A 24,940-nucleotide genomic window follows, 5' to 3' on the forward strand; every position below is an offset into this window, starting at 1 on the left:
CAGCACGGCTTTTTGATCGGCATGACGGCCTCAGGCCTGGATCGACTCGGCAGCCTTCCAGTCCGCGTAGCGGTTCAGGATGCGCTGCACTTGCCCATGGGTCCACTCACCGCCCTTGGCGGCCGCAATGCCCCGTGCATTGAGTTCAGCCGCCATGGCGCGGTGGGTCAGACCTTGTTGCAGCAATTCGGCGAACAACGCTTCGTGCTGCCTGGCAAAGGCATCGGCCGCCGATTTACGTTTTTCCACCGTGGCGCGGATATTGGCCGCGCCGGCCGTGCCCAGCTTGACTCCGCGCTCACGCGCTTCAGCCAGAGCCTTGCGGGTACGGGCGCTGATCTCTGGGTTCACTTCGGTAGATGGCAAATCGGCGGTTTCGGTCATGGCATTACAGGGGGGATATAGCTCAGGGTCTGACCCAGGAACCATAACAGGAACAGCACCACGGGCGCATGAACCAGCAACTGCACAAAGTTGAAGCCGATCAGATCACGCGCCTTGAGGCCCAGCACGCCCAAGAGCGGCAGCATGTAGAAGGGGTTGATCAGATTAGGTAGAGCCTCAGCAGCGTTGTAGATCTGCACGGCCCAGCCCAGGTGGTACTGCAGATCATTGGCCACCTGCATCACATAGGGGGCCTCCACAATCCACTTGCCACCGCCCGAGGGCAGGAAGAAGCCCAGCACGGCCGAGTAGGTGCCCATCAGCAGTGCATAGGTGTCATGCGTGGCAAAGCTGGTGAAGAAGGTGGAGATATGGTGGGCAATGCTGGCACCGCCGTCACCCTTGACGTCCGTCATGATGGCCGCAATCGCGCCGTACAGAGGGAACTGGATCAGCACGCCGGTCGTAGTGGGCACGGCACGTGCCACGGCATCGAGAAAGCTGCGGGGGCGCCAGTGCAACAGCGCACCGGCCATGAGAAACAGCAGGTTGTAGGTGTTCAGCCCAGAGATTGCCTGAATGAAAGGCTTGCTCGAGAACTCCTCCACCATCCAGCCCACGGTCAGCGCCACCAGCAAGATGATGAGAATGGGGCTGTATTCCAGCCATTCGCCGGGGCGGCTGGGCTTTTTGACTTCCTGCACGACTTCTGTGCCCAGGTCGACCTGGCATTGGGCCGCATCACGCGCGGTCTTCTCACCGGGTGCCGTCATGTAAGCCACGACGATGGAGATCACCATCAGCACGCCCAGCATCACGCCGGACTGCCAGAGGAAAATAGTCTGCGTGAACGGAATCACGCCGGTAATGGCCAGAATGCCGGGAGGCAGGCTGGCTGGGTTGGCCTGCAGCTGCGCTGCCGAAGACGAAATGCCCAGCGCCCACACGGCACCCAGACCCAGATAGACGGCGGCACCGGCGGCGCGGTAGTCCATCTTGATGTCGGTGCGGCGTGCCAGTTCCTTGACCAGCAGACCACCGAACACCAGGCTCAGCCCCCAGTTCAGCAGCGAGGCGCTCAGCGCCACAAACGCCACCCAGGCCACGGCGCCACGGCCGGTCTTGGGCACGCGGGCCAGCGCCTTGATGAGTGCAGATGCGGGCTTGGAGCTGGCCACCACATAACCGCCAATCACCACAAAAGCCATTTGCATGGTGAAGGGGATCAGACTCCAGAAGCCCTTGCCGAAGGCCTTGCTGGTTTCCTGCACCGGCGCACCAATGGCAAACGCTGCCAGCACCACGATGAAGATGCCGACCACGGCAAACACCCAGGAATCCGGGAACCACTTCTCCGCCCAGCTGGCGCAGCGCATGGCAAAGCGCGCAGAGCGGGTCTCCTCCATATTGACGTGAGTTGTCATGAGTAAGTGCTTTCTGTCTTTCTTGTAGAAAGCGCGGATTCTCCAAAATGAATCTCGTCAGATTCACGAAAATACGCCCAGGAAAACCCTAGTAAGCAATCTCACGATCAAGGCTGGCACCTGGAAACCGACAAACAGCAAAAAGGCCCGTGCAAGCGGTTTGCACAGGCCTTCTGTGGACTTCAGGCTTCTTCAGAAACCGTTTTTAGAGGCTCACAAGCGCTCAGAGACTCATCAGCCCCCCGTCACTGGCGGAAAAAATGCCACTTCGTCGCCATTGCTGAGCACGGCATCGGCATCGCAGATATCCTGGTTCAGCGCCATGCGCACAGCCTTGCTGGCAGCCAGCACCTGGGCAGCCGCATCGCTGCGGCTCATCAGTTGCTCGCGCAATGCTCCCACGGTGGCTGCCGGGGTCTGCAGGCTTTCGCTGCCCGTACCCAAGGCTTCCCGGATAGAGGCGAAATATCGAATCGTAACGGTCTTCATCTCCAACTCCATCAGGCCATGAGCTCGGTAAACGGGATAAAGCGCACACTGTCGCCCATGGCAACCGTGGTGCCGGCAGGGTTGTCCACCACGCCGTCGCCCCAAGCCGTGGAAGTCAGCACGCCCGAGCTCTGGTTTCTGAACAACTCCAGCCCGCCACGCTCGTTGTAGCGCACCCGCAAAAACTCTCTGCGCTTGTCGCCCTTTGGCCAGACGAAATCGGCGCGCGCTTCGATGGCTCGCGGCAGCACATGCTGCACGCCCTGTAGACGCAGCAGGAACGGGCGTACCAGCACCTGGAAGGTGACAAAGCTGGAGACCGGGTTGCCCGGCAGACCGATGAAATGCGCAAAGCCCGTGCCGGACTCGCGATTGACGCGGCCGTAGGCAAAAGGCTTGCCGGGCTTGATGTTGATCTGCCAGAGGTCCAGCTGACCCAGCTCCTGCACGGCAGGCTTGATATGGTCTTCCTCGCCCACGGAGACGCCGCCGCTGGTGACGATCACGTCGTGGTCCATGGCGGCATCGGCCAACGCGGCAATCGTGGCCTCGCGGTCGTCGGGAACAATGCCCAGATCCGTCACCTCGCAGCCCATGCGCAGCAGCAATGCGCGCAGGAAGAAGCGGTTGCTGTTGTAGATGCTGCCCGCTGGCATGTCCTGCGGCGCAACGGTACCGGGCATGACCAGTTCGTCGCCGGTGGAGAACAGGGCCACACGCGGCTTGCGTGCCACCTGCAGGCTGGCAAAGCCCATGCTGGCTGCAAGACCCAGGTGGGCTGGCGTGAGGCGGGTGCCGGCTTCGATCACGGTGGCGCCCTGCGTGATGTCCTCGCCCGCGCGGCGAATCCACTGCCCAGCCCTGGGCTGGGCCTTGATGCGCACGCGGCCGTCCTCGAGCAATTCGCAGTCCTCCTGCATGACGATGGCATCGGCCCCGGCCGGCACGGGCGCCCCCGTGAAGATGCGGGCGACGGAGCCGGCAGCCAGCGCATCGGGCGAGGTGCCGGCAGGGATGCGCTGCGACACCGGCAGCACCGCAGCGCCGTCGGCACATTCGGCGATGCGCACCGCATAGCCATCCATGGCCGAGTTGTCCTGAGGCGGCACCTGTAGCGGCGAAACGGCGGCCTGCAGCAGCACGCGGCCATCGGCATCAAAGGTGTCCACCATTTGTGCGCCGGCCTGGGGCTGGGCATGGGCCAGCAGCTCCTGCAGGGCTTCATCCAGAGGCTTGAGCGGCTTGCGAGGCGTCTGTGGTGCTTGCATTGCTGTGTCTTTCCTTAGTTCTTGTATTGCAGGGAGTCCGAATGAGCCAGCAGCCATTGCAGCACAAGCTGGGGCTGGTTGAGATCCAGCACGGGCTGGACAGGCACTTGAGGCAGGTCATGGGAAGCGTCGGTGGCCACGGCCAGCACCCTAGGGTCATGTGCAAACAGCGGCTCCAGGCTCTTGCCCTTGTCCAGCCTGTCCTGCTGCCGCCGCCAGACCTCTATCTTGGGCAGCTCGCCATGCTTGAAGCCTTCGACCAGCACCCAGTCCACGCTGGGGTCCAGCTGCGTCAGCATATGGTGCACGCTCAGCTGAGCAGGCTGCTCGTATTCGCGCATCAGCGCCATGCGTCTATCGGATGCGAGCAGCACTTCATAAGCGCCAGCCTTGCGGTGACGCCAGCTATCCTTGCCCTCGCGATCCACATCAAAGTCATGGTGGGCATGCTTGATGACCGAGACCCTGAGTCCGCGCTGCTTCATCAGCATCACCAGCGCCTCGACCAGGGCGGTCTTGCCCGCGCCCGAATATCCGGCAAAGCCTATGACCTTCATCTTGATTTCAATATGTTTTTGATAGCTACCAGCGCTCTAGGGGCAAGCGCAAAATACCAATTTCATCCAAAGAAAAAAAGCACCTGTCGCCAAGCCACAGATGCTTTTCAAGCTTAACGCCGCAGGACTTTATCTGCAGTTTTCGGCGATAAAGGCCTTGACCTGGTCCACGTCGGAGGCCATGACGACCACACGCTTGGGCAGGTCTTCGATGCCGTTGAACTTGGCGGGACGGTCTGGCTGGCGGCCCAACGCTTCTTCGATCGTCGCGGCAAACTTGATGGGCAGAGCGGTTTCCAGCACCAGCATGGGCTCGACGCCCAGATGCTCTCGCGCCACCTTCACGCCGTCGGCGGTATGGGTGTCGATCATCTGATCAAAGCGCTCGAAAGTGTCCTTGATGGTGGCCAGACGGTCGGCGTGCGTGCTCTTGCCGCTCACAAAACCGTACTTGCCGGCCGCATCCTTGAAGGCGGGATCTGTGCTCAGATCGAACTTGCCGGCCTTGGCCACGCCTTCGGCGAACAGTTGCTTGGTGCGCACGCCGTCGCGGCCCACCAGATCGAACACAAAGCGCTCGAAATTGCTGGCCTTGGAGATGTCCATCGAGGGGCTCGATGTCTCGTAGGTATTGGCCGAGCCTCGCACCTGGTAGACGCCGGTGCGGAAGAACTCGTCCAGCACATCGTTTTCGTTGGTGGCCACCACCAGCTTGGCAATGGGCAGACCCATCTGGCGCGCCACATGGCCTGCGCAGATATTGCCGAAGTTGCCCGAAGGCACGGTGAAGCTCACCTTCTGCTCATTGGAGCGGGTGGCCTGCAGATAACCGGCAAAGTAGTAGACCACCTGGGCCAGCAGACGTGCCCAGTTGATGGAGTTGACGGTACCAATCTTGTACTGGGCCTTGAAGGCGTGGTCGTTGGAGACGGCCTTGACGATGTCCTGGCAGTCGTCGAACACGCCTTCGATGGCGATGTTGTGGATGTTCTCGTCCTGCAGGCTGAACATCTGCGCCTGCTGGAAAGGGCTCATGCGGCCGTGTGGGCTGGTCATGAAGACGCGCACGCCCTTTTTGCCGCGCATGGCGTATTCGGCCGCGCTGCCGGTGTCCCCGCTGGTGGCGCCAAGGATATTCAGTTCCTCGTTGCGGCGGGCCAGTTCGTACTCGAACAGATTGCCCAGCAGCTGCATGGCCATGTCCTTGAAGGCCAACGTGGGGCCGTTGGACAGGGCTTCGATGTGCAGCACGCCGTCGAGTTGACGCACGGGCACGATGGCGTCGCTGCCAAAGACTTCCCTGGTATAGGTCTTGGCGCACAGGGCACGCAGATCCTCGGCTGGAATGTCGTCGATATAGAGCGACAGAATCTCGAAGGCCAGGGCCGCATAACCCTTGTTGGCCAGCGTCTCGCGCAGCTGGCTCAGCTTGGCATCGTCGATCTGGGGATACTCGACGGGCAGGTACAGGCCGCCATCGGGAGCCAGGCCTTCGAGCAAAATGTCGCAAAAACGCTTGCGGTCAGCATGGCCGCGGGTGGACAGATACAGCATCTCAAACTCGCCAAAAACTAAAATTCGGAACGGACAGCCAAACGGACAGAAGTCATGCCGCCAAGCCGACCATTATCGGTCAGCAAGCCCGATTTGACTGTGCGCGAATGCAGAGACCGGCCAACGCCATTGCCTCATATCGTGCCGGAAGGGGCTCAGGGCTGGAAATAGCGTTGCGCCCCCGGCTTGATATAGGCCTTCAGCTCCTTGAACGGGACACTGACGCCGCTGCCAAGGCACACACCCATGGCATGGCCTATGCCTGAAATCACAAAGCTCATCTTGTCGGGCTTGTCGAACATCAGCGCCATGTACTGGGGCAGCAGCTCGGTGCACTCCTTGTCATCCTCGGAATGCCGGTTCACGGCCTTGCTCAGAAAACGCGACAGCCGATCACCATACTCCAGCTTGTACTCGCCATATTTCACGTCCTTGAGCAGGCGGGTGAAGTCCGTATAGCCGCCCCGCAGCAAGTCCAGCACAAAGGGGTCGTAATGATTGTTGGGGTGCGCGCCACCGCAACCGGTTGAACCGGACTCCACCACACTCATCAAGGCACTTGAGAGGTAGGTCACCTTGATCGACTCGTTATTGAAGTCCCCCAGTGAGCCTGCCGCCGGGCCAGCGTTCTGGTAGATCGAGCCCACACAGGCCAGCGCTTCCAGACTCATGCCCCAGTGGCGCTGCTCCAGAACGGTATTGGTCTGCGCCAGAATTTTGCTATCCGGGTGACGCGTGAGGCGCGGATACCAGAACTTGGTACGCGCATCGCGCACCGGCCTCCAGGCCAGCGTGGGGCTGACCACCACTTCCTTGCCCTGCTCCAGCTTTTGCTCGGCCACTTTCAGGTAGTCGTAGGGCGTGGCCTGTGCCGAGATGGCAACGCCCGATGCAATACCGCTGCCCGCACCTTGCACAATCGCCAACGTCACGGCCTCCACACCGAATGGCGCTATCTTTTCAGGGTCGTACTGCGCAATATGGGTAAGGGCTAGCGGCAGTTTTTTGCCGTGAATATCATCCACCCATTCACCTGCCAAAGCACTGCCTTGCTGGCGCAGTTGCCAAACGATGCGGCGCTGTTGGGAGTCGGTCAACACGGGAGGCTCGCCACCGCTTTCACGCGCCCAGTCGTTATTCAAAGGACGTGCCTCAGACAGCGCATTCAGCGAGCCCCGGAGTGGAATATCCACTCCATGCCGCAGATAGAAATAGCGCCCCTGGCGTTCACCACCCTCACCCGGCTTGCCCAGCTCCATCACCACCGCCGAGCCGCCCAGCGTGCCACGATAGACATCGACGGGCGCCGCTTGCACACCCGCCGCCACCAAAAACAAAAAGGCTGGCGCCATAGGGCGCCAGCCTTTGAAGGAGTTTGCAATACCGACATCGCACTGAACAGGGAATAAACCGGTTTGAGTGCGACGGTACATGCTCAAGTCCTTAGTTCAGCTCTTCCTTGCGGATGCGGGTGATGGGAGCCAGCACCGTGGGCAGCCCCTGGATTTCGGCCAGGGCCTTGTCCATATCCCCTTCGCGCGTGTCGTGCGTGAGAATGATCAGGTCGGTCTGGGTCGAGCCTTCGCCGCCCACTTCGTCGGCCTCGCGCTGCAGCACGGCGTCGATGCTGATGCCGGCACCCGCCAGCAGGCCGGTGATCTTGGCCAGCACTCCGGCTTCGTCGGCCACGCGGATGCGCAGGTAGTAGCTGGTCACGACCTCGGCCATGGGCAGCACGGGCAGCTCGCTGCCAGCGGCAGCCAGGCTGCTGCTCTGGAAGGCCAGGGCTGGCACGCGGTGGGCAGGATCGGAGCCGTCCATGCGTGCGATATCCACCAGGTCGGCCACCACGGCGGAAGCGGTGGGCTCGGACCCGGCGCCCTTGCCGTAGTACAGCGTGGTGCCCACGGCATCGCCGTTCACCACCACGGCGTTCATCGCGCCTTCCACATTGGCGATCAGACGCTTGGAAGGCACCAGCGAGGGGTGCACGCGCAGCTCGATACCCTTGTCCGTGCGCTTGGTGATGCCCAGCAGCTTGATGCGGTAGCCCAGTTGCTCGGCGTAGCGGATATCGGCACCGGCCAGCTTGGTGATGCCTTCCACATAGGCCTTGTCGAACTGCACGGGAATGCCGAAGGCAATCGCGCTCATCAGCGTGGCCTTGTGGGCCGCATCCACACCCTCGATGTCGAAGGTGGGATCGGCTTCGGCATAGCCCAGACGCTGCGCTTCCTTGAGCACCACGTCGAAGTCCAGGCCCTTGTCGCGCATTTCGGACAGGATGAAGTTGGTCGTGCCGTTGATGATGCCGGCCACCCACTGGATGGAGTTGGCGGTCAGGCCTTCGCGCAAGGCCTTGATGATGGGAATGCCACCGGCCACGGCAGCTTCATAAGCCACCATCACGCCCTTCTCGGCCGCAGCCTTGAAGATTTCCGTGCCGTGCACTGCCAGCAGGGCCTTGTTGGCGGTCACCACATGCTTGCCGGCCGCGATGGCTTCCAGCACCAGGGCCTTGGCAATGCCGTAGCCGCCGATCAGCTCGACCACCACATCGATATCGGGGTTGGCGATGACTTCACGTGCGTCGCCGACCACCTTGACCTTGTCACCCACCACGCTCTTGGCGCGTTCGGTATCCAAGTCGGCGACCATGGTAATTTCAATGCCGCGACCCGCACGACGGCGAATCTCGTCTTGATTGCGTTCCAGCACATTGAAAGTACCGCTGCCTACGGTGCCAATGCCCAACAGGCCTACTTGGATGGGTTTCATAAGTTCTAAGGTCAAAAAAGCGCTGAAGCGCTTGAAAATCAAGCGCCACCAGCTATCAAAAAGATGAGTTACGCGGCTTTCTCAGCCTTGGCAGGCTTGAGTGCCTTTTCTGCCGGCACTGCCTTGGGCTTGTCCGTGCCATGGCGCTTGCGATACTTCTCGAGGAAGGCTGCCAGCCGGTTGATGGCCTCGCGCAGATCGGCCTCATGCGGCAGGAACACGATGCGGAAGTGATCAGGCTCGGGCCAGTTGAAGCCCGTGCCTTGCACCAGCATGACCTTGGTTTCCTGGAGCACTTCGAGGAAGAATTCCTGGTCGTCCTGGATGGGATAGACGGCGGGATCGAGGCGCGGGAACATGTACAGTGCGCCTTGGGGCTTGACGCAGCTCACGCCGGGAATGGCGTTGATCAGCTCCCAGGCCAGATCGCGCTGCACGCGTAGGCGACCGCCCTCCTGCACCAGGGCGTCGATGCTCTGGTGGCCGCCCAGTGCCGTCTGCACCGCCCATTGGCCTGGCACATTGGCGCACAGGCGCATGTTGGAGAGCATGTTCAGGCCCTCGATGTAATCCTTGGCGGGCTTTTTGTCGCCCGAGATCACCATCCAGCCAGCACGGTAGCCGCAGGAGCGGTAGGCCTTGGAGAGGGAATTGAAGGTGATGGTCAGCACATCGATGGACAGGCTGCCCAGCGGCGTGTGCTTGGCATCCTCGTACAGCACCTTGTCGTAGACCTCGTCCGCGAAGATGACCAGGCCATGCTCGCGCGCCAGCTCCACGATCTGCAGCAGCAGCTCCCTGGAGTACAGCGCACCCGTGGGATTGTTGGGGTTGATGACGACGATGCCCTTGGTGCGCGGCGTGATCTTGGCGCGGATGTCATCCATGTTGGGCATCCAGCCATTGGACTCGTCGCACATGTAATGCACGGGTGTGCCGCCGGACAGGCTGGTGGCAGCCGTCCACAGCGGATAGTCGGGCGCAGGCAGCAGCATCTCGTCGCCGTTGTCCAGCAGCGCGTTGGTGGCCAGGCTGATCAGCTCCGAAGCACCGTTGCCCAGATAGATGTCGTCCAGCGTCACGCCCTTGGTGCCCTGGCGCTGGGTTTCATGCATCACGGCCTTGCGCGCCGCGAAGATGCCCTTGCTGTCGGAGTAGCCTGCCGAGTTGGGCAGGTTGCGGATCATGTCCTGCTGCACTTCCTCGGGAGCATCGAAGCCGAACACGGCCAGATTGCCGATATTGAGCTTGATGATCTTCTGGCCGTCGTCCTCCATCTTCTTCGCCGCGTCCATGATCGGCCCGCGGATGTCGTAACAGACGTTTGCTAACTTGGCGGATTTTTGAACGGTTTTCATGCGAATCAATGCAAAAGGATTTCAGGCACGCCAGGGCGCATTAAACGCCATGGTGAAACCTATAATTTAAGCACAGTTCCGCGCTGCAGCAATGTCCCCACCCTCTCTGTATGGAGACAGCAGCCATCGCCCCCGTCCAGCGCGCCGATTGCGCACACTCTCCATCATGAAATTTCAGGCAGACAAATCCGATGCGCAAACCATCACCGGCTATGGCCCGGGCTGGATCGCGGTTGACAAGCAAAACCACGAAACCAGTCTGCTGGTCGGTGCCCGCGGCCTGCTGACCGAGTGGAACTGCGCCCGTTTCGAAGACCTGACGGCCGAGCATTTCGAGGAACTCGCCAAGCTGGATGCGGAAGTCGTCCTCTTTGGCAGCGGCAGCAAGAACCGCTTTCCACCCGTGGCCTGGCTCAAGCCGCTGATCGCCAAACGCATTGGCCTGGAGAGCATGGACACCGCCTCGGCCTGCCGTACCTATAACGTTCTGGCCAGCGAAGGCCGCAACGTGGTCGCAGCCCTGCTGCTAGCATAGACTTCTGAGCTTACATTGAGAGAAATACGTATTTCAGGGTAAAATCGCAGGTTGCGGTTGGGGGCGATCGATTGATAAAAACAAAAATACCACCGACGCCCTCGGCATTTCAACGAACACACCCGAGAGATACAAGCGCATGGCGATCGTTGTCAACAAACCACTCCCAGAATTTGAAGCCAACGCCACCGGCGGCGTCAAGGTGTCCAACACCTCGCACAACGGCCAGATTCTGATCCTGTATTTCTACCCCAAGGACAACACGCCGGGTTGTACCACGGAAGCAATGCAATTCCGCGATAAGTACAAGGATTTCGTGAAGGCTGGCGCCACCGTGTTCGGTGTGTCGCGCGACAACATGAACTCGCACAACGACTTCAAGGAAAAGCTGGAACTGCCGTTCGAGCTGATTGCCGACACCGAAGAAAAGATGTGCCACATGTTTGGCGTGGTCAAGAACAAGATCATGTACGGCAAGAAGGTCAAGGGCATCGAGCGCTCCACCTTCCTGATCGGCGCCGACGGCATCCTGATGCAGGAATGGCGCGGCCTGAAAGTTCCCGGCCATGTGGACGAAGTTCTCAAGGCCGTCAAAAGCCTCAAGACCCAAGACAAGAAGGTGGCCTGAGCCCCGCCCGGGACTGAAAACCTTGCAATCATCTACACGCAAAGTATTTCAAAGTCTTTAAACAAGGCAAAACAGGAAATACTGCTTCAGGCCCTCGGAGCCTATGCATAATGGGGCATGCCTCAGTGCTACGCAGTATTCTCTGTTCACCCCACCAAAGCCGCCTCGGTTTCCAGGCGGCTTTGTGCTTTTTGAATCTTGTTGAGAACGGTTCGTCCACTATGCCCCTGCCCCCCGCACCCGGCCACCGCGCCGCAAAGCTTTCCGCAGAAGCCTTTTCGTCCATCCGCAAGACTGCCAAGCAGACTGCAGAGCTTGACGAGGATCTGAACCCCTCCGACGGCGCCGCCCTGAATGCGGCTCCAGAGACCGCGCCCGCGGTCACCAAGCCGCGCCGCAGCACCAGCAAGCCCAACGCAACCGCCAAGCCGCGCAAGACCGCCACAACGGCTGGCGCAGCGCCGACGACAGCAGCACCAGCTGCCGCAGTACCTGCAAAACCCGCCGACGCAGCTGCCAAGCCTGCCCGCCGCGCCCGCAATACGCGCACCGGCCCGACCACGCTGTTCGTGCTGGACACCAATGTGCTGCTGCACGACCCCAGCAGCCTGTTCCGCTTTGAAGAGCACGACATCTTCCTGCCCATGGTGGTACTGGAAGAACTGGACAACCACAAAAAGGGCATGACCGAGGTTGCGCGCAACGGCCGCCAGGTCAGCCGCACGCTGGACTCCCTGGTTGCCTCCCAGCCCGCCGACGGTCTGGAAAAAGGTCTGCCGCTCAATGCCACAGGCCAGCGCAGCGCCACCGGCACGCTGTACTTCCAGACCAACCCTCTGGATGCCTCCCTGCCCGAGAGCCTGCCCCAGGGCAAGGCCGACAACCAGATTCTGGGTGTGGTCGCCGCCCTGCGCGAGCAGCACAAGGACCGTGAAGTGGTGCTGGTGTCCAAGGACATCAATATGCGCGTCAAGGCGCGTGCCCTGGGCCTGGCCGCCGAGGACTACCAGAACGACAAGGTGCTGGAAGACGGCGATCTGCTGTACTCGGGCGCCCTGGCCCTGCCCCACGACTTCTGGGCCAAGGCCGGCAAGAATGTGGAGAGCTGGCAGGAAGGCGCCATCACCTACTACCGCGTCAGCGGTGCCATCGTCGACCAGTTGATGATCAACCAGTTCGTCTACTACGAAGCACCGGGCGAGCCCAGCCTCTATATGCGCGTGACCGAGATCCGCGACAAGACGGCCGTACTCAAGACGCTGCGCGACTTCGGCAACCCCAAGAATGCCGTCTGGGGCGTGTCCACACGCAATCGCGAGCAGAACTTCGCCATGAACCTGCTGGTCAACCCCGAAGTCGACTTTGTCACGCTGACAGGCACGGCCGGCACCGGCAAGACCCTGCTGGCCCTGGCCGCCGGCCTGGCCCAGGTGCTGGACGAGCGCCGCTACACCGAGATCATCATGACCCGCGCCACGGTGAGCGTGGGCGAGGACATCGGCTTCCTGCCCGGCACGGAAGAGGAAAAAATGGGCCCCTGGATGGGCGCCCTGGATGACAACCTGGAGTTCCTGGCCAAGGGCGACGGCGGCAATGCCGGCGAGTGGGGGCGCGCCGCCACCAACGAGCTGATCCGCAGCCGCATCAAGATCAAGAGCATGAACTTCATGCGCGGTCGCACCTTTCTGAACAAATACGTCATCATCGACGAGGCCCAGAACCTGACGCCCAAGCAGATGAAGACCCTGATCACCCGTGCCGGCCCCGGCACCAAGATCATCTGCATGGGCAATCTGGCCCAGATCGACACGCCCTACCTGACAGAAGGCAGCTCGGGCCTGACCTATGTGGTGGACCGCTTCAAAGGTTGGCCCCATAGCGGCCACATCACCCTGGCGCGCGGCGAACGCTCGCGCCTGGCGGACTTCGCCAGCGAGGTGCTGTAAGTGGCGAGCTGGATCGCGGCACTCAAGCTCGTGCCCTGGGGCGAGGTCATCAAGGCCACGCCTCAGGTGGTGAAGGCCGCCCAGGGCATGCTCAAGAAGAAAGAAGCCCAGGCCGAGGCGCGCGAGCAGGACGCCAGCGCGCAAAGCGCTGCGCAGCGCATCTCGCCACCGGCCTCCGCCGGCGAGCAGGCGCTGCTGCTGATCCAGCAGCAGGAGGAGCGCATCGCCCAGCTCGAGCAATCGCAGCGCCAGTCGCTGGAGATCATCGAGAAGCTGGCCCAGCAAAATGCCCAGATCGTCGCAACCGTGGGCGCGCTGCGCATAGGTGCACAGCGCCTGGCCTGGGCCTGCGGAGTGCTGGGACTGTGCGTGATCGGTCTTGGCGTCTACCTGTTCAGTCGCTAACCCCGCAGCTGCTCAAAAAACAAAGCCCGCAAGGTCTGTGCCTTGCGGGCTTTTCTTATGTCCTTCAATTTGATAGCTGGCAGCGCTTGATATTCATAGCTTTCATATTCATAGAGCTATGAAATCCATACCCAACAAGCACTAACAGCTATGATTTTTAGTATTCGTCCGTGCCGTAACCCTGCGCCAGATTCTCGAAACGCGTCTGGTTCTTCTGGAAGAAGAGCTTCACCGTCCCCGTCGGCCCGTTACGCTGCTTGCCGATGATGACCTCGGCAATATTGGGCTCCTTGCTCTCTTTGTTGTAGTAGTCGTCACGGTAGATGAACATGATGATGTCCGCGTCCTGCTCGATGGCGCCCGATTCACGCAGGTCGGACATCATGGGGCGCTTGTCGGTACGCTGCTCCACCGAGCGGTTGAGCTGGGACAGCGCGATCACCGGGCATTGCAGCTCCTTGGCCAGCATCTTCAAGCCCCGCGAGATTTCGCCCAGTTCGGTGGCACGGTTGTCGGAACTGGCTGCAGATCCCGATCCGCTCATCAGCTGCAGGTAGTCGACCACGATCAGACCCAGCTTGCCGCACTGGCGCGCCAGACGACGCGCATTGGCACGCAGCTCGGTTGGGGACAGGCCCGGCGTTTCGTCGATATGCAGCGACACGGTGCGCAGACGCTCGATGGCCTCGGTCAGACGCGGCCACTCGTCGTCGCTGAGCTTGCCGGTACGCAGATTGCCCTGGTTGACGCGGCCGATGGAGCCGACGATACGAACCGCCAGCTGGGCCGCACCCATTTCCATGGAGAAGATGGCGACCGGCAAGCCCTCATTGAGCGCCACATGCTCGGCAATATTCACGGCAAACGAGGTCTTGCCCATGGAGGGACGCGCCGCCAGCACCACCATGTCGCCGGCCTGCAGGCCCGAGGTCATGCGATCCAGATCGACAAAGCCCGTGGGCACGCCGGTCACATCCATGGGGTTGTCGGCCATCTCCTGGACCCGGTCCAGCAGATCCACCACCAGCGAATCCAGCGACTGGAAACCCTGCTTGTTGCGCGCCCCCTCCTCGCCGATCGCCATGATCTTCTGCTCGGCCTCGTCGAGGATGCGCTCCACGGTCTTGCCCTGCGGATTGAAGGCATTGGTCGCGATGTCGTCGCTGGCCGTGACCAGTTTGCGCAAGATGGCGCGCTCGCGCACGATTTCCGCATAGCGGCGGATATTGCTGGCACTGGGCACATACTGCGCCAGCTGGTTCAGGTACATCAGGCCGCCGATTTCCTCGGCTTTGCCCATGCCCTGCAGATGCTCATAAACCGTGATCACGTCGGCCGGCTTGCTGGCGTTGATCAGCTTGCCGATGGCTTCGTAGATCAGCTTGTGCTCGTGCCGGTAGAAGTCGCCGTCGCCAAGCAGATCACCAACGCGCTCCCAGGCATTGTTGTCCAGCAGCAGACCGCCGAGCACCGAAGATTCCGACTCCATGGAGTGCGGCGGCACACGCAGTTGCGCCACCTGCTGATCGGCAGTGGGAACCGGGGCGAATGCATCATCTTGCAGATCAAGCGGGGGCATTACTGACGACATGAGACTCCTAGAGACAAGTCCTCCATCGTAGCGGGAGGCGGTGACGACGTCACGGCGGGTGACGATAAAAACGCTGGCGAGACAAACAATTACCAGAAAACAAAAAACCGCCCGAAGGCGGCTTTTTGCCAATTCAGAACAGAGCCTGAATTAGGAGTGGTCGCCGTACACGGAGACGGCCACTTCTGCAGCCACGTCGGTGTGCAGAGCCACCACCACAGTGGCGTCGCCAACGGTCTTGATGGGGCCGTTGGGCATGCGCACTTGCGACTTGTTCACTGCGAAACCGGCCTTGACCAGTTCTTCAGCGATGTCGGCGTTGGTGATGGAGCCAAACAGACGACCGTCAACGCCAGCCTTCTGAGTGATCTTCACGTTCACGCCGTTGAGCTTTTCGCTCAGTTCTTGAGCGGCAGCCAGCTTCTCGGCGGCAGCCTTTTCCAGCTCAGCGCGCTTGGCTTCGAATTCAGCCTTGGCAGCAGCTGTTGCACGACGTGCAGCGCCGGAGGGGATCAGGAAGTTACGAGCGTAACCGTCCTTGACCTTGACGATATCGCCCAGGTTACCCAGGTTCACAACCTTTTCGAGCAGAATGATTTGCATAGTCGTGCTCCTTAGATCTTGTGCTGGTCAGAGTAGGGCAGCATAGCCAGGAAGCGAGCGCGCTTGATGGCTGTGTTCAGCTGACGCTGGTAGATGGCGCGCGTGCCGGTCAGGCGTGCGGGCACAATCTTGCCGTTTTCGGCGATGAAGTCACGCAGGGTGTCGACATCCTTGTAGTCGATTTCTTCGACGCCGGCGACTGTGAAGCGGCAGAAACGCTTGCGCTTGAACAGCAGCGACTGGGTGTTGCGCTTAGGACGCTTGTCCTTGTTGAATTTCTTGAACGTGGCCATTGCTGGACCTCTTGAAAATTAATTTTGTTGAATATCCTGAATGTGTAAAACCAGCATCTTGCTATTGCGCGGCGTGGCCAGAAAACCTTGAAAGGTCCATTGGCTACCGGGTGCTTGGCGGGCCAGCTTTTCAGCCAGGGCGCCAAAGGCAACAGCCTTGACAGATGCATTCACGTTGCGCGCACTGCCCAGCTCTTGTTGCTGCGAACTGTGTTCAATTCGCAAATCCAGGGCCGGCAATCCGGCGGGCGTGTAGCGCAAAGCAGCTTGCTCTACGAGAAGGCCCGTCAATACAACGCGGTTTTCCACTCCTTCAGTGTCTGATGCTATTAAGCGTGCTCAGCCTGGTTGGCCTTGCGGGCTTCTTCGCGCTCAACGCTCTTCATCATGGCGGAAGCAGCTGTTTCAGCCTTCTTCTTCTGCACAGTCAGGTGACGCAGCACGGCATCGTTGAACTTGAAGGCGTGTTCCAGTTCAGCCATCACAGCCTGGTCGGCTTCGATGTTCAGGCACAGGTAGTGAGCCTTAGCGAGCTTGTTGATCATGTAAGCCAGCTGACGACGGCCCCAATCTTCTTCGCGATGCACCTTGCCGCCACCAGCGGCAATCATGCCCTTGTAGCGCTCCAGCATCGCGGGAACTTGTTCGCTTTGATCCGGATGGATCAACAAAATGATTTCGTAATGACGCATAACGACTCCTTTTGGGTAAACGCCGCCCACTGCGTCTGTAGCGGTGCGGCAAGGCAAAACGTGAGATTCTAGCCGAGTAGCAGACTATCTGTACACTCTGGGGCCTATAAACCTGCGATTACCATTGGTCAATCGAGGCGAGATGTCTTGAAATCACAAGTACTCACTCTCCTGGAATGCCCCGCAAATCCCGCAGGCTCACCCCAGCCGCTGCGCCCGCCGCCCTTTATTGGGCGGCACGGGTCTTGAAATAGACCTGGCGGAGCGCATCTGGCAGACAGATTGTCTTAAGTTTTGAGAAACCTTCACCAACTATGACCGAGAACCACAACCCCAACACCATCAACGACGCCAGCCCCGAGGAACTGGAAGCGGCCCTGGCAGCCAATGCGTCGGACGAACTGGGACGTCTGCAGGCCGAGCTGGAAGAACTCAAGGCCAAGAGCGCCGATCTGGCCGACCAATACCTGCGTGCCAAGGCCGATGCCGAAAACATGCGCCGTCGCGCCGAAGAAGAGGTTGCCAAGGCACGCAAGTTCGGCATCGAGAGTTTTGCAGAAAGCCTGCTGCCCGTGATCGACAGCCTGGACGCGGCCCTGGCCATCCAGAACGCCACGCCCGAACAGCTGCGCGAAGGCTCGGACGCCACGCTGCGCCAGCTGAATTCGGCCCTGGAGCGCAACAAGGTGCTCGCCATCAATCCCGCTGCGGGCGAGAAGTTCGACCCTCACCACCACCAGGCCATCTCCATGGTTCCCGCCGACCAGCCCGCCAACACCGTGGTTGCCGTGCTGCAAAAGGGCTATGTGATCGCCGACCGCATCCTGCGCCCCGCGCTGGTGACCGTGGCCCAGGGCTGAGCTGGCTAGACACCAAAAAAAACAACCGTCAGGGCAAAAAATAGTATGTGACGGCTCTTGAAGCCGGCCACTACGCCCACAAGTGACGAATCGAGCAAACATTCAACAGATTACGGAGAGAATTATGGGAAAAATCATCGGTATTGACCTGGGTACCACCAACAGCTGCGTCGCCATCATGGAGGGTAACAACACCCGCGTGATCGAGAACAGCGAAGGTGCCCGCACCACCCCCTCCATCGTTGCCTATCAAGAAGACGGCGAAATCCTGGTCGGCGCATCCGCCAAGCGCCAGGCCGTCACCAACCCCAAGAACACCATCTACGCTGCCAAGCGCCTGATCGGCCGCAAGTTCGCCGAAGCCGAGGTGCAAAAGGACATCGACCTGATGCCCTTCCAGATCGTCAAGGCCGACAACGGCGACGCCTGGGTGCAAGTGCGCGACCAGAAGCTGGCTCCTCCCCAGATCAGCGCCGAAGTGCTGCGCAAGATGAAGAAGACCGCCGAGGACTTCCTGGGCGAAGCCGTGACCGAGGCCGTCATCACCGTGCCCGCCTACTTCAACGACGCACAGCGCCAGGCCACCAAGGACGCCGGCCGCATTGCAGGCCTGGAAGTCAAGCGCATCATCAACGAACCTACCGCTGCTGCCCTGGCCTTCGGCCTGGACAAGGTGGGCAAGGGCGACCGCAAGGTGGCCGTGTATGACCTGGGCGGTGGTACGTTCGACGTCTCCATCATCGAAATCGCCGACGTGGACGGCGAAAAGCAGTTCGAAGTGCTGTCGACCAACGGCGACACCTTCCTGGGCGGCGAAGATTTCGACCAGCGCATCATCAACTACATCATCGACGAGTTCAAGAAGGAACAAGGCGTCGACCTGTCCAAGGACGTGCTGGCCCTGCAGCGCCTGAAGGAAGCTGCCGAAAAGGCCAAGATCGAGCTGTCGAACTCCGCACAGACCGACATCAACCTGCCCTACATCACCGCCGATGCCACAGGCCCCAAGCACCTGAACATCAAGCTGACCCGCGCCAAGCTGGAGTCGCTGGTGGACGATCTGATCGAGCGCACGATTGCACCTTGCCGCACCGCCATCAAGGATGCAGGCATCTCGGTCTCCGACATCCACGACGTGATCCTGGTCGGCGGCATGAGCCGCATGCCCAAGGTGCAGGAAAAGGTCAAGGAATTCTTCGGCAAGGATCCCCGCAAGGATGTGAACCCCGACGAAGCCGTGGCCGTGGGCGCTGCCGTGCAGGGCCAGGTGCTGGGTGGCGAGCGCTCCGACGTGCTGCTGCTGGACGTGACTCCCCTGTCTCTGGGTATCGAAACCCTGGGCGGCGTCATGACCAAGATGATCAGCAAGAACACGACCATTCCCACCAAGTTCGCGCAGACCTTCTCCACGGCTGAAGACAACCAGCCTGCCGTGACCATCAAGGTGTTCCAGGGCGAGCGCGAGATCGCCAGCGCCAACAAGATGCTGGGCGAGTTCAACCTGGAAGGCATTCCGCCCGCAGGTCGTGGCGTGCCCCAGATCGAAGTGACCTTCGACATCGACGCCAACGGCATCCTGAACGTGTCCGCCAAGGACAAGGCTTCCGGCAAGGAAAACAAGATCACCATCAAGGCGAACTCCGGCCTGTCGGAAGAAGAAATCCAGAACATGGTCAAGGATGCTGAGCTGAACGCAGCCGACGACAAGAAGAAGCTGGAGCTGGTGACTGCAAAGAACCAGGGCGAAGCCGCTGTTCACAGCGTCAACAAGAGCCTGGCCGAGCATGGCGACAAGCTGGATGCCGCCGAAAAGAGCGCCATCGAAACTGCCGTCAAGGAGCTGGAAGAAGCGCTCAAGGGCGAGGACAAGGACGCCATCGACGCCAAGACAACGGCCCTGATGACGGCCAGCCAGAAGCTGGGCGAGAAGATGTACGCCGACGCACAGGCCGCTGGCGGTGCCGAAGCTGCTGCTGCCGCAGCAGGTGCCTCCGCCGGTGCCGGCGCCTCGGCTGCCGCTGACGACAACGTGGTTGACGCCGAAGTCAAGGAAGTCAAGAAGGACTAAGCGCGGGCAGGTCCTGGCCTCAAACCATTGACCGCTTGCCGCCGCGCCGAGCTCCCTGGAGCTGGCGCGGCGTTCCTGTTCCATCCGACCGAAAACTCACATGTCCAAACGTGACTACTATGAAGTTCTGGGCGTTGCCAAAAGCGCCTCGGACGATGACATCAAGAAGGCCTATCGCAAGCTGGCGATGAAGTTCCACCCTGACCGCAATCAGGGCGAGAAGGCCAAGGAAGCCGAGGAAAAGTTCAAGGAGGCCAAAGAGGCCTACGAGATGCTTTCCGACAGCCAGAAGCGCGCGGCCTACGACCAGTACGGCCATGCCGGCGTGGATCCCAATCGCGGCATGGGCGGCGGCGAGGGCTTTGGCGGCTTTGCCGAGGCCTTTGGCGACATCTTTGGCGATATGTTCAACGGTGGCGGCCGCGGCGGTCGCGGCGGCCGTCAGGTCTACCGCGGCAACGACCTCAGCTATTCCATGGAAATCACCCTGGAAGAGGCTGCCAAGGGCAAGGATGCCCAGATCCGCATTCCAAGCTGGGACAGCTGCGACACCTGCAGCGGCAGCGGCGCCAAGCCCGGCACCAGCACCAAGACCTGCACCACCTGCAACGGCATGGGCACGGTACAGATGCGCCAGGGCTTTTTCAGCGTGCAGCAGACCTGCCCGCACTGCCGCGGCACAGGCAAGATCATCCCCGAGCCCTGCACGTCCTGCGGCGGCCAGGGCAAGGTCAAGCGCCAGAAGACGCTGGAAGTGAAGATTCCCGCCGGCATCGACGACGGCATGCGCATCCGCTCGGCCGGCAACGGAGAGCCCGGCACCAATGGCGGCCCGGCAGGCGACCTCTATATCGAGATTCGCGTCAAGGACCACGACATCTTCGAGCGCGACGGTGACGATCTGCACTGCAATGTGCCCGTGAGCTTCATCACCGCCGCTCTGGGCGGCGAGATCGAAGTGCCCACGCTGCAAGGCAAGGCGGCGATCGACATCCCTGAAGGCACGCAAGCCGGCAAGCAGTTCCGCCTGCGCGGCAAGGGCATCAAGGGCATCCGCTCCAGCTACCCCGGTGATCTGTACTGCCACATCGTGGTGGAGACTCCGGTCAAGCTCACCGAGTACCAGCGCAAGCTGCTCAAGGACCTGGACGAATCGCTCAAGAAGGGTGGCTCCAAGCATTCGCCCAGCGGCGAAAGCTGGACGGACCGCCTGAAGAGTTTCTTCAGCTAGGCCCCTGCACCCCACAAAAAGCCCATCGGCAATGCCTGATGGGCTTTTTTCATGGCTCGCCAATCACTCCTTGGCGGGCTTCCAGTTGCGCACCTCGCGCTGCACCTTAAGCCGCTCTGCGGGGCCCAATGCCTGCTCGGCCGTCTGCATGCGGCTTTGCAGCGAGGGATCCTTGGCATGAGCGATAGCCAGCCAGAAATAGGCCTTGCCCATGTCTTTCTGCACGCCCTGACCGCTGACATACATGGCTGCCAGATTCGACTGTGCCAGGGTGTAGCCCTGCTTGGCGGCGCGATCGAACCAGCGCGCCGCCTGGCCTGCATCCTGCGACACGCCCTGGCCGTTGGCATAGAGAAAACCCAGAGACGACTGAGCCGCCGCATTGCCCTGACCGGCGGACTTCTCCAGCCACCGCGCCGCGCGCGTCAGATCCTGCGGCACCAGCGCGCCTACGGCATAGATCATGCCGGTGTTGTATTGGGCGTCGGCATGGCCTTTCTCGGCCGCCTGTTCAAACCACTGCAAGGCGGCCCGGCCATCCTCCTTGACGCCCCGGCCGCTAGAGAGCATCACTCCCAGGCTGTACTGGCCTGCAGCCTCGCCACTTTTAGCCGAACGCTCGAACCATTGCACGGCCTGCGCATCATCGGCCGCCACGCCGCGCCCCTCGGCATACATCAGACCCAGATTGTTCTGCGCAATGCCGTCGCCCTGCTCTGCCGCCTTGCGGTACCAGTTCACGGCCTGCACTTCGTCCAGAGTCACACCCCGCCCGTTGGCGTAGAGCACTCCCAGGTCGGATTGCGCAGGTGCATAGCCCTGGTCGGCCGACTGGCGATACCAGTGCACGGCCTGTGCCAGGTCCTGATTCACACCCTTGCCAAAACGGTAGCGCGAGCCCAGCAGATACTGGGCCTTGGCGTCGCCCGTCTGTGCTGCTGCACGCATGGCGGCCAGCTCCTTGGCATCTTCGGCCTGATTGTTCCTGGCCTCCGGCGTCCAATGCTCACGACCCAGCGGAGCTGCCGCTGCCGCACCTGCTGCCGCAGCACCAGCGATCGCTGCATTGCGGCCGGTGCGCCCTTTTTTACCGGGCTTGCCGGCGGACTTGGCCGATGAAGATTTGGCAGCACCTGCAGTCGTGCTCTTGGTGGACTTGGACGATTTGGCTGGCGCGGCCGCACTGGATTTGGCCGGGGTCTTGCCTTTGGCCACAGCTGGCAAGGCAGTGCCGCCCAGCGCCAGCGCAGCTGTCAGCAGGCAGAGCTGACCCCAGCAACGGCTGCGGCGCAAGAGGGGCGACCCCGAAGCCATAGCTGGCAACTCGGAAGGCTCACTGTCGGACATCGGATGGTTGGGAACTCTCATGACTCACATTTTTGCAGCGAATAGCGTCGATTCCAGGCTGCTTTACTGACGATTTACTTTGTAAAAAAATACCGGAACTCAGGCAGCTGGAAGACTTCCGCACCTCAGGCCGGATCATGCTTGAACGATTCTGGCATCTAGAGTCTTCGCTATGAAAATGCAAGTACACAAGACTGACAAATGCAACATCGCTTTCCCAGGTCTTGCCCAGTCATCGCAAAGCAAGAAATCACCCATCTCCAAAATTTACCCATCGCCAAGCCAGACATCTCATTCAAAGATGGATACCGCTAGATTAATCGGTAAAAATGCTGAAAACTTCTCGAAACGAGAAGACTTGAGCCTACCCCATGAAGAATTCAGAGCGCAGTTTTGCGCGCCGCATCGATCTCACCTCGCTTCAGCTGTTCGTCGCCGTGTGCGAACTGGGCAGCATTGGCCGCGCCGCTGAACGCGAGTTCATTGCAGCCTCGGCCGTCAGCAAGCGGCTGTCCGACCTGGAAGCGACAGTGGACACCGCCCTGCTCTATCGCCACAGCCGCGGCGTGACGCTGACGCCGGCCGGCGAGAGCCTGCTGCACCATGCGCGCAATGTGCTCTACGGGCTGGAGCGCATGCAGGGCGAGCTCTCCGAATACGCCGACGGCGTGCGCGGCCATGTGCGCATGCACGCCAATATGTCGGCCATCGTGCAGTTTCTGCCCGAAGACCTGGGAGCCTTTGCGCGCGAACACAGCCAGATCAAGATCGATCTGCAGGAGCACCTGAGCCCCGACGTGCTGAGCGCCGTGGCCGAGGGCACAGCCGATATCGGCATCTGCACGCTGGGCAATATCAGGAGCAGCGAAGGCAATCAGGCCACCGTTCAGCTGACCCAGGGCAATGTGCCGCTGCAGTACCGCAGCTATCGCAAAGACCGATTGGTCGTCGTCGTGCCCGAGCGCCATGCCCTGGCCGACCGCGAAAGCGTCGCCTTCACGGAAGTGCTGGAATGGGACATCGTCAGCCTGCATGCCGGCTCCTCGATCAGCCTGGCCATGCGCGCTGCCGCAGCCCAGGCTGGCCACCCGCTGCACCAGCGCATCCAGGTCACCAGCCTGGACGCCATGTGCCGCATGATCGACAACGGCTTGGGACTGGGCCTGCTGCCCGACCGCGCATTCGAGCTGATGCATGGCGTGGGCCATCTGCGCGCCGTGCAGCTCACCGACGACTGGGCGCACCGCGAACTCTGCGTGGTGGCCCGCGACTTCGAAGCGCTGCCGGTGACCACCCGCCTGCTGGTCGATCACCTCTGCCCCGCCAGCGCCAAGGCTTGAAACATCGCATCAAGCCACAACAGAATCCTCCCAACAAACCAACCTCACGAGACCACCATGGGACGCACCCTCTACGACAAGATTTTTGACGAGCACGTCGTTCACACCGAGGAAGACGGCACCTCCGTCCTCTATATCGACCGCCATCTGGTGCACGAAGTCACCAGCCCCCAGGCCTTCGAAGGCCTGCGCATGGCCGGCCGCAAGCTGTGGCGCGTCAGCTCGGTCGTGGCCACGGCCGACCACAACACCCCCACCGACGGCTGGGAGCGCGGCTATGACGGCATTGCCGACCCCATCAGCAAGGAACAGATCACCACGCTGAACAGCAATATCGCCGAGTTCGGCTCGGCCGCCTTCTTCCCCTTCATGGACAAGGGCCAGGGCATTGTTCACGTCATGGGCCCCGAGCAAGGCGCGACCCTGCCCGGCATGACCGTGGTCTGCGGCGACAGCCACACCTCCACCCACGGCGCTTTCGGCGCGCTGGCTCACGGCATCGGCACCTCCGAGGTCGAGCATGTGATGGCCACCCAGACCCTGCTGGCCAAGAAGGCCAAGAACATGCTGGTGCAGGTCAACGGCAAGGTCGCGCCCGGCATCACCGCCAAGGACATCGTGCTGGCCATCATCGGCAAGATCGGCACCGCTGGCGGCACGGGCTACACCATAGAGTTTGCCGGCGAAGCCATCCGCGACCTCAGCGTGGAAGGCCGCATGACGGTCTGCAACATGGCCATCGAAGGCGGCGCCCGCGCAGGTCTCGTGGCCGTGGACGACAAGACCATCAACTACATCAAGGGCCGCCCCCTGGCGCCCACGGGCGGCGAATGGGATGCCGCCGTCACTTACTGGAAGACACTGCATTCCGACGCCGATGCGAAGTTCGACCGCGTGGTGGAGCTGAACGCCGCCGACATCGTGCCGCAGGTGACCTGGGGCACCAGCCCCGAGATGGTGCTGGGCATCGATGCCGCCGTCCCCGATCCCGACAAGGAAAAAGACTCGAACAAGCGCGGCGCCATCGAACGTGCGCTGACCTATATGGCACTGGAACCCGGCAAGCCCATCAACGACATCTTTGTCGATAAGGTGTTCATCGGCTCCTGCACCAACAGCCGCATCGAGGACATGCGCGAAGCCGCCGCCGTGGTCAAGAAGCTGGGCCAAAAGGTCGCCAAGAACATCAAGCTGGCCATGGTCGTGCCCGGCTCCGGTCTGGTCAAGGAACAGGCCGAGCGCGAAGGCCTGGACCAGATCTTCAAGGCCGCCGGCTTTGAATGGCGCGAACCCGGCTGCTCCATGTGCCTGGCTATGAACGCCGACCGCCTGGAGCCCGGCGAGCGCTGCGCATCGACCTCGAACCGCAACTTCGAAGGCCGTCAGGGCGCCGGTGGCCGCACCCACCTCGTCAGCCCCGCCATGGCCGCTGCGGCAGCCATCCACGGCCACTTTGTCGACATCCGTAAATTTGCGTAACCCCCTGAGTCGCTGCGCGTCTTCCCCCAAGGGGGACGACGGCCTTTGCTGCGGGGCGGCCCTTGCTGGCCGTCTCTGATGCAAGACGCGAACGTCGCCAAGACTAAAGA

Annotated in this window: 24 protein-coding genes; 9 read left to right on the forward strand and 15 right to left on the reverse strand. The window is 61.3% G+C overall.

Annotation, left to right across the window (positions count from 1 at the left end; translation table 11 throughout):
- Positions 1 to 30: 30 nt before the first annotated feature.
- The 9 genes from ACWGXF_RS00885 to ACWGXF_RS00925 form a co-directional block, all read right to left on the reverse strand.
- Positions 31 to 384: a recombinase family protein gene (locus tag ACWGXF_RS00885; RefSeq protein ID WP_003064321.1), complete on the reverse strand. Its 354-nt coding sequence runs from the start codon at positions 382 to 384 to the stop codon at positions 31 to 33.
- Positions 381 to 1,808 carry a short-chain fatty acid transporter gene (locus tag ACWGXF_RS00890; RefSeq protein ID WP_003064320.1) on the reverse strand — a complete coding sequence of 476 codons (1,428 nt, stop codon included), beginning with the start codon at positions 1,806 to 1,808 and terminating at the stop codon, positions 381 to 383. Before ACWGXF_RS00890 ends, ACWGXF_RS00885 begins: the two co-directional genes overlap by 4 nt.
- A 234-nt stretch (positions 1,809 to 2,042) precedes the next feature.
- The gene (moaD, locus tag ACWGXF_RS00895; RefSeq protein ID WP_003064318.1) at positions 2,043 to 2,297 is read right to left on the reverse strand and encodes a molybdopterin converting factor subunit 1; all 255 of its coding nucleotides are present in this window, start codon (positions 2,295 to 2,297) and stop codon (positions 2,043 to 2,045) included.
- Positions 2,298 to 2,308: 11 nt separating this feature from the next.
- Positions 2,309 to 3,565 (reverse strand): molybdopterin molybdotransferase MoeA, encoded by a 1,257-nt coding sequence (locus ACWGXF_RS00900; protein WP_012837289.1) that lies wholly within the window; start codon positions 3,563 to 3,565, stop codon positions 2,309 to 2,311.
- A gap of 14 nt (positions 3,566 to 3,579) precedes the next feature.
- Positions 3,580 to 4,122 (reverse strand): molybdopterin-guanine dinucleotide biosynthesis protein B, encoded by a 543-nt coding sequence (mobB, locus tag ACWGXF_RS00905; RefSeq protein ID WP_452101643.1) that lies wholly within the window; start codon positions 4,120 to 4,122, stop codon positions 3,580 to 3,582.
- 129 nt (positions 4,123 to 4,251) lie between these two features.
- Complete coding sequence (gene thrC, locus ACWGXF_RS00910) at positions 4,252 to 5,676, reverse strand: threonine synthase (RefSeq protein WP_452101644.1); 1,425 nt, start codon at positions 5,674 to 5,676, stop codon at positions 4,252 to 4,254.
- A gap of 155 nt (positions 5,677 to 5,831) precedes the next feature.
- Positions 5,832 to 7,028: a hypothetical protein gene (locus ACWGXF_RS00915; protein ID WP_452101645.1), complete on the reverse strand. Its 1,197-nt coding sequence runs from the start codon at positions 7,026 to 7,028 to the stop codon at positions 5,832 to 5,834.
- Between the two features lie 91 nt (positions 7,029 to 7,119).
- Positions 7,120 to 8,454: a homoserine dehydrogenase gene (locus ACWGXF_RS00920; RefSeq protein WP_003064309.1), complete on the reverse strand. Its 1,335-nt coding sequence runs from the start codon at positions 8,452 to 8,454 to the stop codon at positions 7,120 to 7,122.
- Positions 8,455 to 8,522: 68 nt separating this feature from the next.
- The gene (locus ACWGXF_RS00925) at positions 8,523 to 9,812 is read right to left on the reverse strand and encodes a pyridoxal phosphate-dependent aminotransferase (RefSeq protein WP_452101646.1); all 1,290 of its coding nucleotides are present in this window, start codon (positions 9,810 to 9,812) and stop codon (positions 8,523 to 8,525) included.
- A gap of 166 nt (positions 9,813 to 9,978) precedes the next feature.
- Between ACWGXF_RS00925 and ACWGXF_RS00930 the strand changes: the two genes are divergently transcribed.
- The 4 genes from ACWGXF_RS00930 (at position 9,979) to ACWGXF_RS00945 (ending at position 13,326) form a co-directional block, all read left to right on the forward strand.
- Entirely contained in the window at positions 9,979 to 10,347 is a 369-nt protein-coding gene (locus tag ACWGXF_RS00930) for an Mth938-like domain-containing protein (RefSeq protein ID WP_003064306.1), read from the forward strand.
- A gap of 139 nt (positions 10,348 to 10,486) precedes the next feature.
- On the forward strand, positions 10,487 to 10,975 hold the full coding sequence (locus tag ACWGXF_RS00935; protein WP_003057908.1) for a peroxiredoxin: 489 nt from the start codon (positions 10,487 to 10,489) through the stop codon (positions 10,973 to 10,975).
- Between the two features lie 221 nt (positions 10,976 to 11,196).
- On the forward strand, positions 11,197 to 12,921 hold the full coding sequence (locus ACWGXF_RS00940; protein ID WP_059439928.1) for a PhoH family protein: 1,725 nt from the start codon (positions 11,197 to 11,199) through the stop codon (positions 12,919 to 12,921).
- Positions 12,922 to 13,326 carry a hypothetical protein gene (locus ACWGXF_RS00945; RefSeq protein WP_003064300.1) on the forward strand — a complete coding sequence of 135 codons (405 nt, stop codon included), beginning with the start codon at positions 12,922 to 12,924 and terminating at the stop codon, positions 13,324 to 13,326.
- Positions 13,327 to 13,483: 157 nt separating this feature from the next.
- On the opposite strand, the gene dnaB is transcribed toward ACWGXF_RS00945, so the two are convergent.
- The 5 genes from dnaB to rpsF form a co-directional block, all read right to left on the reverse strand.
- Positions 13,484 to 14,917 (reverse strand): replicative DNA helicase, encoded by a 1,434-nt coding sequence (gene dnaB, locus ACWGXF_RS00950; protein ID WP_034359740.1) that lies wholly within the window; start codon positions 14,915 to 14,917, stop codon positions 13,484 to 13,486.
- A gap of 150 nt (positions 14,918 to 15,067) precedes the next feature.
- A complete protein-coding gene (gene rplI / locus ACWGXF_RS00955; protein WP_003064296.1) occupies positions 15,068 to 15,520 on the reverse strand; it encodes a 50S ribosomal protein L9 in 453 nt (150 codons plus the stop codon).
- A gap of 11 nt (positions 15,521 to 15,531) precedes the next feature.
- A complete protein-coding gene (gene rpsR / locus ACWGXF_RS00960; RefSeq protein WP_003057920.1) occupies positions 15,532 to 15,813 on the reverse strand; it encodes a 30S ribosomal protein S18 in 282 nt (93 codons plus the stop codon).
- 18 nt (positions 15,814 to 15,831) lie between these two features.
- A complete protein-coding gene (gene priB / locus ACWGXF_RS00965) occupies positions 15,832 to 16,122 on the reverse strand; it encodes a primosomal replication protein N (RefSeq protein WP_003064293.1) in 291 nt (96 codons plus the stop codon).
- A 20-nt stretch (positions 16,123 to 16,142) separates the two neighbouring features.
- Positions 16,143 to 16,505 carry a 30S ribosomal protein S6 gene (gene rpsF, locus ACWGXF_RS00970; RefSeq protein ID WP_003064289.1) on the reverse strand — a complete coding sequence of 121 codons (363 nt, stop codon included), beginning with the start codon at positions 16,503 to 16,505 and terminating at the stop codon, positions 16,143 to 16,145.
- Positions 16,506 to 16,819: 314 nt separating this feature from the next.
- Here rpsF and grpE point away from each other — a divergent pair, with 314 nt between their 5' ends.
- From grpE to dnaJ, 3 genes are all read left to right on the forward strand, one after another.
- Complete coding sequence (grpE, locus tag ACWGXF_RS00975; protein ID WP_012837282.1) at positions 16,820 to 17,365, forward strand: nucleotide exchange factor GrpE; 546 nt, start codon at positions 16,820 to 16,822, stop codon at positions 17,363 to 17,365.
- 124 nt (positions 17,366 to 17,489) lie between these two features.
- Positions 17,490 to 19,433, forward strand: coding sequence for a molecular chaperone DnaK (gene dnaK, locus ACWGXF_RS00980; protein WP_003064285.1), 1,944 nt, complete (start codon positions 17,490 to 17,492; stop codon positions 19,431 to 19,433).
- Positions 19,434 to 19,533: 100 nt separating this feature from the next.
- Entirely contained in the window at positions 19,534 to 20,664 is a 1,131-nt protein-coding gene (gene dnaJ / locus ACWGXF_RS00985; RefSeq protein ID WP_452101647.1) for a molecular chaperone DnaJ, read from the forward strand.
- A gap of 63 nt (positions 20,665 to 20,727) precedes the next feature.
- Here dnaJ and ACWGXF_RS00990 read toward each other — a convergent pair whose 3' ends face one another.
- Positions 20,728 to 22,032: a tetratricopeptide repeat protein gene (locus ACWGXF_RS00990; RefSeq protein WP_452101648.1), complete on the reverse strand. Its 1,305-nt coding sequence runs from the start codon at positions 22,030 to 22,032 to the stop codon at positions 20,728 to 20,730.
- A gap of 350 nt (positions 22,033 to 22,382) precedes the next feature.
- Here ACWGXF_RS00990 and ACWGXF_RS00995 point away from each other — a divergent pair, with 350 nt between their 5' ends.
- The gene (locus ACWGXF_RS00995) at positions 22,383 to 23,351 is read left to right on the forward strand and encodes a LysR family transcriptional regulator (RefSeq protein WP_003064272.1); all 969 of its coding nucleotides are present in this window, start codon (positions 22,383 to 22,385) and stop codon (positions 23,349 to 23,351) included.
- Positions 23,352 to 23,408: 57 nt separating this feature from the next.
- On the forward strand, positions 23,409 to 24,830 hold the full coding sequence (gene leuC / locus ACWGXF_RS01000; RefSeq protein WP_003064269.1) for a 3-isopropylmalate dehydratase large subunit: 1,422 nt from the start codon (positions 23,409 to 23,411) through the stop codon (positions 24,828 to 24,830).
- The last annotated feature ends 110 nt before the right edge of the window (positions 24,831 to 24,940 follow it).

Source organism: Comamonas sp. HJ-2 (assembly GCF_053615495.1).